The sequence below is a fragment of the Brevundimonas sp. genome (genome assembly GCF_018608325.1).
Lineage (GTDB): Bacteria > Pseudomonadota > Alphaproteobacteria > Caulobacterales > Caulobacteraceae > Brevundimonas.
The window spans coordinates 1-10,495 of record NZ_JABAZW010000177.1; the positions used below are offsets into that span (position 1 = coordinate 1).

Annotated in this window: 9 protein-coding genes; 8 read left to right on the forward strand and 1 reads right to left on the reverse strand. The window is 66.7% G+C overall.

Annotated features, from left to right (window positions below):
* The first annotated feature begins 165 nt into the window (after positions 1-165).
* The 5 genes from QZ281_RS17740 (at position 166) to QZ281_RS17760 (ending at position 5,043) form a co-directional block, all read left to right on the forward strand.
* Entirely contained in the window at positions 166-1,005 is an 840-nt protein-coding gene (locus tag QZ281_RS17740; protein ID WP_292230829.1) for an alpha/beta hydrolase-fold protein, read from the forward strand.
* The gene (locus QZ281_RS17745) at positions 1,002-1,394 is read left to right on the forward strand and encodes a VOC family protein (protein ID WP_292230832.1); all 393 of its coding nucleotides are present in this window, start codon (positions 1,002-1,004) and stop codon (positions 1,392-1,394) included. The genes QZ281_RS17740 and QZ281_RS17745 overlap by 4 nt, the downstream gene beginning before the upstream one ends.
* 4 nt (positions 1,395-1,398) lie before the next feature.
* Positions 1,399-2,592, forward strand: coding sequence for a formate-dependent phosphoribosylglycinamide formyltransferase (purT, locus tag QZ281_RS17750; protein WP_292230835.1), 1,194 nt, complete (start codon positions 1,399-1,401; stop codon positions 2,590-2,592).
* A 128-nt stretch (positions 2,593-2,720) separates the two neighbouring features.
* On the forward strand, positions 2,721-4,808 hold the full coding sequence (locus tag QZ281_RS17755; protein WP_292230837.1) for a carbon starvation CstA family protein: 2,088 nt from the start codon (positions 2,721-2,723) through the stop codon (positions 4,806-4,808).
* Between the two features lie 34 nt (positions 4,809-4,842).
* A complete protein-coding gene (locus tag QZ281_RS17760) occupies positions 4,843-5,043 on the forward strand; it encodes a YbdD/YjiX family protein (protein WP_292230880.1) in 201 nt (66 codons plus the stop codon).
* A gap of 1 nt (position 5,044) precedes the next feature.
* Here QZ281_RS17760 and QZ281_RS17765 read toward each other — a convergent pair whose 3' ends face one another.
* Entirely contained in the window at positions 5,045-6,361 is a 1,317-nt protein-coding gene (locus tag QZ281_RS17765; protein ID WP_292230840.1) for a S41 family peptidase, read from the reverse strand.
* Positions 6,362-6,472: 111 nt separating this feature from the next.
* Here QZ281_RS17765 and QZ281_RS17770 point away from each other — a divergent pair, with 111 nt between their 5' ends.
* From QZ281_RS17770 to carB, 3 genes are all read left to right on the forward strand, one after another.
* Positions 6,473-7,171 carry an HAD family hydrolase gene (locus QZ281_RS17770; RefSeq protein ID WP_292230843.1) on the forward strand — a complete coding sequence of 233 codons (699 nt, stop codon included), beginning with the start codon at positions 6,473-6,475 and terminating at the stop codon, positions 7,169-7,171.
* A gap of 125 nt (positions 7,172-7,296) precedes the next feature.
* Complete coding sequence (locus QZ281_RS17775; protein WP_292230848.1) at positions 7,297-7,611, forward strand: ribonuclease E inhibitor RraB; 315 nt, start codon at positions 7,297-7,299, stop codon at positions 7,609-7,611.
* Positions 7,612-7,636: 25 nt separating this feature from the next.
* Positions 7,637-10,495 (forward strand): carbamoyl-phosphate synthase large subunit (gene carB / locus QZ281_RS17780; RefSeq protein WP_292230851.1); only part of this gene is annotated, 2,859 nt, incomplete at its 3' end.

Sequence of the window (10,495 nt, forward strand, 5' to 3'; positions counted from 1 at the left end):
CCTTCTCCCGTTGGGAGAAGGTGGCCCGAAGGGCCGGATGAGGGGTTACGGTGCTGATCGCGTCGCACAGCGTGCCCCCTCACCCTTTCGCGCCAGAACGACGGCTTGGCCGTCGTGCGCTCAAGCCCTCTCCCGGCGGGAGAGGGAAGGCTTGTGGAGCAGATGATGAAACCCAGCGTTCTTGGTCTTCTCCTGGCGCTTGCTGCCCCTGCCGCCTACGCCCAGACCCCGGCTCAGGCCCCCGAGGTCGTCGAAACCCCCATCGTCATCGGCCAATCGTTCGCCCTGCCCTCGGTCATCATGGGCGCGGCGCGAGAGATCAACGTCTGGCTGCCCCCCGGTTATGACCAGTCGCGCGAGCGGTACCCCGTCCTCTACGTCCTCGACGGCGGGCAGGATCAGGACTTTCACCACATCTCGGGCATCGCCCAGTTGGGGACCATCGTCGGCACGACGCGTGATGTGATCGTCGTGGGCGTCGCCTCCGTCGACCGTCGCAACGAACTGGCCCTGCCCACCGAAGACCCCGAACTGATCGCCCGCTATCCGACGCAAGGCCAGTCCGAACGCTTCCGCCGCTTCCTGTCCGAAGAGGTCCAGCCCTTCATCAACGCCCGCTACCGCACCAGCGGCGAGACGGCCCTGATGGGGGAATCCCTGGCGGGCCTGTTCGTAGTCGAGACCTTCCTGAAGGAGCCGCAGATGTTCGACGCCTATGTCGGCGTCAGCCCCAGCCTGTGGTGGGACGGCGGACAGTTGGCGCGACAGGCGGGCGCCCATCTGCGGGACCATTCCGGCGCGCCGCGCACCCTGATCCTGACGCTGGGCGACGAGGGTGAGATGATGCAGGCGCCGATGGATGTTCTGGTCGCCAACCTGCGCCAGTACGCCATGCCGAACGAGCGCTGGAGCTTCACGCCCCGCCCGACCGAGAGCCACGCCACCATCTACCACGGCGCGGCGCTGGACGCCTTCCGCCAGCTTTACGCAACGGACCCGCAATGAGCCGTATCGGCGCGATAAGCCTGCTGGTTCGCGACTATGACGCAGCCATCGACTTCTATGTGGGCAAGCTGGGCTTCGACCTCAGCGAGGACACCGACATGGGCGGCGGCAAGCGCTGGGTGTGCGTCACGCCCAAAGGGGGCCAGACCTCGCTGTTGCTGGCCCGCGCCACGAACGAGGCGCAGGCGGCCCAGGTCGGCAATCAGGCGGGCGGTCGGGTCTGGCTGTTCCTTGAGACCGACGACCTGTTGCGCGACCATGCCGAATGGCTGGCGGCGGGCGTGCATTTCCGCGAAAATCCGCGACACGAACCCTATGGCAAGGTGGTGGTCTTCGAAGACCTCTACGGCAACGCCTGGGACCTGATCGAACCTGCCACCGGAGCCTGACGCCATGAAACTCGGCACCCCGCTTTCCGACACCGCCGTCCGCGTGATGCTGCTCGGTTCGGGCGAACTGGGCAAGGAAGTCGCCATCGAGCTGCAGCGTCTGGGCGCCGAAGTCGTCGCCGTCGACCGCTATCCCAATGCTCCGGCCATGCAGGTGGCGCACCGCAGCCACGTCATCCCCATGACCGACCCGCAGGTGCTGAACGGCGTCATCATGGCCGAGGCCCCGCACTTCATCGTGCCGGAAATCGAAGCCATCGCCACCGAGGTTCTGGCCGACATCGAAGCCGCAGGCATGGCCGTGGTCATCCCCACCGCCCGCGCGGTGCAACTGACCATGAACCGCGAGGGCATCCGCAAACTGGCCGCCGAAGACCTTGGCCTGCCGACCAGCCCCTACGCCTTTGCAGGCTCAGCCGAAGAACTGGCGGCGGGCGCCGAGGCCGTCGGCTACCCCAACTTCGTCAAGCCGGTCATGTCGTCGTCGGGCAAGGGGCAATCCTTTGTCAAAAGCGCCGATGAGATCGCCGACGCCTGGACCTATGCCCAGGAAAGCGGCCGCGTCGCTGGCGCCCGCGTCATCGTCGAGGGGCGGATCGACTTCGATTTCGAGATCACCCTGCTGACCGTGCGTTCGCTGCGCGACGGCGTGGTCGTCACCGACTTCTGCGCCCCCATCGGCCATCGTCAGGTCAAGGGCGACTATGTCGAAAGCTGGCAGCCGCAGGCGATGAGCGACGCCGCACTGGCCTCGGCTCAGGACATCGCGGGCAAGGTGACGGATGCGCTGGGCGGTCTGGGTGTGTTCGGCGTCGAACTGTTCGTCAAGGGCGATCAGGTCTGGTTCTCGGAGGTCTCGCCCCGCCCGCACGACACAGGCCTTGTCACCCTGGCCAGCCAGACCATGAGCGAGTTCGCCCTGCACGCCCGCGCCATTCTGGGCCTGCCGGTTGATGTGACCCTGCGCGAACCTGCCGCCAGCGCCGTCATCTATGGCGGGATCGAAGCCCAGGGCGTCGCCTTTGAAGGCGTGGCGGAGGCTCTGTCGGTCCCCACCGCCGACCTGCGCCTGTTCGGCAAGCCCGAAGCCTTTGAGCGCCGCCGCATGGGTGTCGCCACCGCCCGCGGCGCCGACACCGATCAGGCCCGCGAACGCGCCCGCGAAGCCGCCGGTCGCGTGAAGGTGGTCCGGGCCTGACCCCCCGCTTCCTTGGCGCCAGACGGGCGCGGCTGTGCATTTTTCGACTTTAGTCGATTGGCTCTGCGCCCGCTTATGGTTCACACAGTCAGTCAGAGCCGCCAGCCAGACGGCCGGGAGGAACTGACGTGGGCAAGTTGAAGACACCCCTCATCTTCGGGGCCATCGCCATACTGGGTGCGGTGTCCCTGGGCATCATCGCCCTGCATGAGGGCGAGAGCATCAGCGCCGTCTGGATGGTGGTTGCAGCGGTCTGCACCTACGCCATCGCCTATCGGTTCTACGCCCGATATCTGGCCAACAAGGTCATGCAGTTGAACCCGGCGCGGATGACGCCCGCCGTTCGACGCAACGACGGCCTCGACTATGTGCCGACGCCCCGAAACGTCCTGTTCGGCCACCACTTCGCCGCCATCGCAGGCGCAGGGCCGCTGGTCGGGCCGGTGCTGGCCGCGCAGATGGGCTATCTGCCCGGCGTGCTGTGGATCCTGGTCGGCGCGGTGCTGGCGGGCGCGGTTCAGGACATGATGGTCCTGTTCATGTCCACGCGTCGCGACGGCAAGTCGCTGGGCGACATGATCCGCACCGAGATGGGCAACATCCCCGGTATCATCGCCCAGGTCGGCGTTCTGATGATCATGGTCATCATCCTGGCGGTTCTGGCGCTAGTGGTGGTCAAGGCCCTGGCCGAAAGCCCGTGGGGCACCTTCACCGTCGCCGCCACCATCCCCATCGCCATCTTCATGGGCCTTTACACCCGCTATCTGCGGCCCGGACGCGTGGGCGAGATATCGATCATCGGCGTGGTCCTGCTGATGCTGGCCATCGTCGCAGGCGGCCATGTGGCGGCTGATCCCTATTGGGGTCCGGCCTTCACCCTGACCGGCCCGACCCTGGCCATTCTGATGATGGTCTATGGTTTCATCGCCTCGGTCATTCCGGTCTGGCTGCTGCTGGCGCCGCGCGATTACCTGTCCACCTTCCTGAAGATTGGCGCCATCGTCGCCCTGGCCATCGGCATCCTGATCGTGCGTCCGCATCTGCAGATGCCCGCCATCACCCCCTTCATCGACGGCACGGGGCCGGTGTTCGCGGGCGCCCTGTTCCCCTTCCTGTTCATCACCATCGCCTGTGGCGCCGTGTCAGGCTTCCACGCCCTGATCTCGTCGGGCACCACGCCTAAACTGCTGGAGAACGAGAACCAGATCCCGCTGATCGGCTATGGCGCCATGCTGTGCGAAAGCTTCGTCGCCGTCATGGCCCTGATCGCCGCCACCGTGCTGGACCCGGCGGTCTATTTCGCCATGAACAGCCCGGCCTCCATCATCGGCACGGACGCGGTGTCCGCCGCCGCCGCCGTCGCCCAATGGGGTTTCCACATCACGCCCGGAGAGCTGGAGCAACTGGCCCGCGACGTGGGCGAACATTCAATCCTGTCACGCGCGGGCGGCGCCCCGACGCTGGCGGTCGGCATGGCCCACATCCTGTCCAACGTCATCGGCGGCAAGGCGATGATGGGCTTCTGGTATCACTTCGCCATCCTGTTCGAGGCCCTGTTCATCCTGACCACGGTCGACGCCGGAACCCGCGTCTGCCGCTTCATGATCCAGGATCTGCTGGGCGTCGCCGTGCCCAAGATGCGCGAGACCAAGTCCTGGGGCGCCAATGTGGTCGCCACGGCCCTGACGGTCGGGCTGTGGGGCTATTTCCTCTACACCGGCGTCATCGACCCGCTGGGCGGCATCAACAGCCTGTGGCCCCTGTTCGGCATCGCCAACCAGATGCTGGCCGCCGTGGCCCTGATCCTGGGCACGGTCGTCCTGTTCAAGATGAAGCGTGAGAAGTTCGCCTGGGTCATGATCCTGCCCGCGACCTGGCTGCTGGTCTGCACCCTGACGGCGGGCTTCCAGAAGCTGTTCCACCTGGACGTCCGCATCGGCTTCCTGTCGCACGCCAGAAAATATCAGGACGCGCTGGGCGCAGGCGAACTGATCGCCCCGGCCAAGTCTGTCGGCGACATGCACCGCATCATCGTCAACGACTACGTCAACTCGACCCTGACGGCGGGCTTCCTGTTCGTGGTCCTGACCATGGTCGTCTATGGGGTGCTGGCCTGCCGCAAGGCCTATCGCAACAACCGTCCCACCGCGCGTGAGTACCCAGAGGCTCACGACCTGACCCCGGCGGACGAAGCCGCGGACACGGCCCGTGCCTGATTCCCAGACATCAGCCCAGGACGACCTGCTCTGCCTGTGCCGCGACACCGCCCGGCGGTGGGGTCGCGGCATCCGCCAGACCGCCAGCGCCATGATCGGCCAGCCCGATTATGACGCCTATGTCGCCCACACGGCGGTCAACCACCCCGACCAGCCGCCGCTGGACAAGGTCGCCTTCTTCCGCCTGCACGAGCAGCGCCGCTTCGGGGGTTCCGGCTCGTTCAAATGCTGCTGATCTAGAGGCCCGAGGTCTGGTTCTGGGCCTGACCTTCGGCCCCCGCCCGGCCCGTTGCTCGGTCTTCTGACTGCAGCGCCGCGATCGCCGCCTCCAGCGTCGGGTCTTCGCCCGCCCGCCGTTCCGCCACGCTGCGGGGCGCCAGAATATCGGGCGTGACCCCGCGCTTCTCCAGCCGCACCCCGCCTGACGTCACATAGTCCGAGCGGCTCAGCGTCAGCCGCCCGCCGTCCGGCAGGTTCGTATCCTGGGCGATCAGGACCGAGCCGACCGTCTGCTCCCCGACCACAATCCCCCGCCCGGCTTCCTGCAAGGCGGCGGGCGTCAGTTCGGCGGCGCTGCGGCTGCCCTTGTCCACCAGAACGGCGACGGGATTCTGCACCGGCTGCTCGCGGTCGCCGCAATCACCCGCCGCCTTCAGCGCCACAGTGCGCCCGCGTCGTCCCGTCCGCGTCGCCCAGACCTGACCGCGCGGCAGAAAACAGGTCAGCACAGATTCTGCCTCCCACAACCGTCCGCCCGGATTGGCGCGCAGGTCCAGCACCACATTCACACCGGCAGGCAGCCCGTCCAGCTCATGCCCGATCCAGCGACCCAGCCCCGGATCAAACTGTTCGATCCTCAGCACCAGAACCCCCGGCCGCGAATAGTCAGCGACGAAAGGCTGCGGCCCGTCCATCAGGCGCGGCGTCAGGCTCGTCTCACGCCGCGCGCCCGTCTCGTCGGTCAGGACAAGCTGCACGGGGCGTCCGTCGAAGACCTCGACATCCGGTCCCCAAGGTCGACCGTCAACGGTGTTCAGGGTCCAGCCGACCTCGACGCCCGCCGTCTCGGCCGGTGATCCCGCCCGCACCCGCTCCACCATCCAGACGTTGCGATCCTCGCCCGCCATCAAGGTCAAACCCATGACGGCCCGACGTTCGAACATGGCGTCCTGTCGTCTGACAGCAGCGGGTGGACTGGCGGCGGCATGGCCGTCATCCAGCAGGTCCAGCATGTCGTTGATCACCCGGTACAGCGTCCGGTCATCCGTCGCCGCGACCGCCAAGGGTCGAAACCGCACCTTTGCTCCATCCCAGTCCACGCCGTGCAGGCCGGGATCGTAGTATCCGCGCTGAACCTCGCTCCAGACCCGGTCGAAGACCCGCTCGTTCATGCGGGTGCGTGCGCGGTCAGGGGGCGGCTGGACAATGTCGGAAAAGCGAAGAGGCCGCGCCTCGTCCCCTGTCATCTGCGGCGACGCCGACACCTCGCCCGCCGCCAGCAGCAAGGCCAGCGATAGCAGGCTCGAAACCTTCAGGAAGCGGCGACCGTCCATGCCGCGATCCTTGTCCGAACCCGAAAGGGGCCGCAAGTCACGATGCCCGACGCGCCTTGCCTTCGCCGCAAGGCCGCGCCAAGAGCAGCGCCGAATTCACGGACCACGATCATGCCCATCACGACAGTCGGCCTCGATGCCGACGACACCCTCTGGCACAACGAGACCATCTTCCGCCTGACCCATGCGCGGTTCGTCGACCTGCTGGCCGACCACGGCGACGAGGCCACCATCGAGGCGCGTCTGGCCGAGACCGAGCAGCGCAATCTTCGCCTCTATGGCTATGGCGTGAAGGGCTTCACCCTGTCGATGATCGAGACGGCGATGGAGCTGACCGACGGAACCGCCCCGCCCCACGTCGTGCGCGAGATCCTGGCCGCCGGTCGTGAAATGCTGGCCCACCCGGTCGAGACCCTGCCCGGCGTGGACGAGGTCATCGCCGAACTGTCCGAGAAATACCGTCTAGTCCTGATCACCAAGGGCGACCTGATGGACCAGGAACGCAAGCTGGCAGCCTCGGGCCTGGGCGAACGTTTCAGCGCCGTCGAGATCGTCTCGGAGAAAGACCGCGCCACCTATCAACGCGCCTTCACCCGCCACGGCACCGGTCCGACCGAGGCCGTCATGGCCGGCAACTCGATGAAGTCCGACGTCCTGCCCGCCATCGCCGCCGGCGCCTTCGCCGTCCACATCCCCTACCACGTCACCTGGGCCCACGAACTGGCCGACGCCCCGGAGAACGAACCCCGCTACGTCTCCCTGTCCCGCATCGGCGAACTGCCTGACTGGATCAAGACGATCGACGCATAAAGGCTTGCTCACTGCCCCCTCCCTCTCTAAACGGGCCGCTTAACCGACAACCCGACGCGAACGTCGCACGGCCATGCTGTGCGGGGACTTCTCGCGCGCGTAATCAACGAAGGAAAACGCTGCCCTTGCTCGCCCCGGACATCAGTCATGACGAACGCGACGCCATGGTGCGCGCGGCGCTGGCCGAGCAGGGCGACAGCGGCGTGACCCCGCGTCACACGCGTTTCTATTTCTATGGCGAAGGCGACCACGGCGACCTGAACGAGGTGGCCCGCCGCGCGGGCTTCCTGACCAGCGGCGCCGACGATTCCACCACACTCGAGACCACCATGGCGGTGGACGAAGCGTCGTTTTCGGCGACCTCCGCCATGATGCAGACCTGGGCCGCGGCCTTCCAGCTGGACTATGACGGCTGGGACTGCGCGGTCGTGACCCATTAGCGTTCAATAAGAAGAAGAGCTGGCGATGCCCAAGCGCACAGACATCAAGTCCATCCTCATCATCGGCGCAGGCCCGATCGTCATCGGCCAGGCGTGCGAGTTCGACTATTCCGGCGTTCAGGCCTGCAAGGCGCTGAAGGCCGAAGGCTACCGGGTCATCCTGGTCAACTCGAACCCCGCCACCATCATGACCGACCCGGAGGTGGCCGACGCCACCTATATCGAGCCGATCACGCCCGAGATGGTCGAGAAGATCATCGCCAAGGAACGCCCCGACGCCCTGCTGCCGACCATGGGCGGCCAGACGGCGCTGAATACGGCGCTGGCGCTGGACGCCTCTGGCGCCCTGACCAAATACGGCGTCGAGATGATCGGCGCGAAGGCTGATGTCATCGACAAGGCTGAGGACCGCCAGAAGTTCCGTGACGCCATGGACAAGCTGGGTCTGGAATCGCCCCGCTCCAAGGCCGCCCATACAATGGAAGAGGCGCTGGAGGGGCTTGAGTTCGTCGGCCTGCCCGCCGTGATCCGCCCGTCCTTCACCTTGGCCGGCACCGGCGGCGGCATCGCCTTCAACCGCGAGGAGTTCGACGAGATCGTCGCGCGCGGTCTGGACCTGTCGCCGACCACCGAAGTCCTGATCGAAGAGTCCGTGCTGGGCTGGAAGGAATACGAGATGGAGGTCGTCCGCGACACGGCGGACAACTGCATCATCATCTGCTCGATCGAGAACGTCGATCCGATGGGCGTGCACACGGGCGACTCGATCACCGTGGCCCCTGCCCTGACGCTGACCGACAAGGAATATCAGCGGATGCGGACCGGCTCGATCAACGTCCTGCGCGAGATCGGCGTCGAGACGGGCGGATCGAACGTGCAGTGGGCGATCAACCCCGCCGACGGCCGCATGGTCGTGATCGAGATGAACCCGCGCGTGTCGCGTTCGTCCGCGCTGGCGTCCAAGGCCACCGGCTTCCCCATCGCCAAGGTCGCTGCGCGCCTGGCGGTCGGCTACACGCTGGACGAACTGCAGAACGACATCACCCAGGTCACGCCCGCCTCGTTCGAGCCGTCGATCGACTATGTGGTCACCAAGATCCCGCGCTTCGCCTTCGAGAAATATCCAGGCTCCGAGCCGCTGCTCGGCACCTCGATGAAGTCGGTGGGCGAGGTCATGGCCATCGGCCGCACCTTCCAGGAATCGATGCAGAAGGCCCTGCGCGGTCTGGAGACCGGCCTCTCCGGCTTTGACGAGATCGAGATCGAAGGCGTCGCTGGCGCCGCCGACGATGCGACCGCCCGCGCCGCAGTCGTCCGCGCTCTGGGCATCCCCACACCCGACCGTATTCGCGTCATCGCCCAGGCCTTCCGCCACGGCCTGTCGGTCGAAGAGGTCAACGCGGCCTGCGCCTATGAGCCGTGGTTCCTGCGCCAGATCGCCGACATCGTGCGCGAGGAAGGCCATGTCCGTGTCAAGGGCCTGCCGTCCGACCCGACCGAGTTCCGCCGCCTGAAGGCCAAGGGCTTCGCTGACGCCCGTCTGGCGCAGTTGACCGGCACGACCGAGAAGGCTGTGCGTCTTGCCCGTCGCGGCCTGAACGTCCGCCCGGTGTTCAAACGCATCGACACCTGCGCCGCCGAGTTCGCCAGCGCCACCGCCTACATGTATTCGACCTATGAGACGGGCGCGCTGGGCCAGATCCCCGAGTGCGAATCCGAGCCGTCGGACAAGAAGAAGGCCATCATCCTGGGCGGCGGTCCGAACCGGATCGGCCAGGGCATCGAGTTCGACTACTGCTGCTGCCACGCGGCCTTCGCCTTCGATCAGATCGGCGTCGAGTCGATCATGGTCAACTGCAACCCCGAGACCGTTTCGACCGACTACGACACCTCCGACCGCCTGTATTTCGAGCCGTTGACGGCGGAGGACGTGCTGGAGTTGATCGAGGTCGAACGCTCCAAGGGCGAACTGATCGGCTGCGTCGTGCAGTTCGGCGGCCAGACCCCGCTGAAGCTGGCCCACGCGCTGCAGGACGACAACATCCCCGTGCTGGGCACATCCGTCGATTCCATCGACCTGGCCGAGGACCGCGAGCGCTTCCAGCAGATGCTGGAAGGCATCGGCCTGCGCCAGCCGCCCAACGGCCTGGCCCGCAGCGCCGAAGAAGCCGCGCAGAAGGCGGAAGAGGTCGGCTATCCCGTCGTCCTGCGCCCCTCCTACGTCCTGGGCGGACGCGGCATGATGATCGTGCACGACCGCGAGCAGCTGGACCGCTACGTCCACGAGGCCATGCGCGTCTCGGGCAGCGATCCGGTCCTGATCGACCACTATCTGAACCGCGCCACCGAGGTGGACGTGGACGCCCTGTGCGACGACGAGACGGTCTTCGTGGCGGGCGTGCTGGAGCATATCGAGGAAGCCGGGGTCCACTCGGGCGACAGCGCCTGCTCCATGCCGCCCTATTCGCTGTCCGCCGAGACGGTCGCCGAACTGAAGCGCCAGACCACCGAAATGGCCAAGGCCCTGAAGGTGCGCGGCCTGATGAACGTGCAGTTCGCGATTGAGGAGCCGCACAGCGAGAACCCGCGCATCTTCGTGCTGGAAGTGAACCCGCGCGCCTCGCGCACGGCGCCCTTCGTGGCCAAGACCATCGGCCAGCCGATCGCCGCCATCGCCGCCAAGGTCATGGCGGGCGTGCCGCTGAAGTCCTTTGGCCTGACCGACAAGCCGTACGACCATATCGCGGTCAAGGAAGCCGTCTTCCCGTTCGCGCGCTTCGCCGGGGTCGACACCATCCTGGGCCCGGAAATGCGTTCGACCGGCGAGGTCATGGGCCTGGACTGGAAACGTGAGGGCGAGGCCGACATGGCCCCCGCCTTCGCC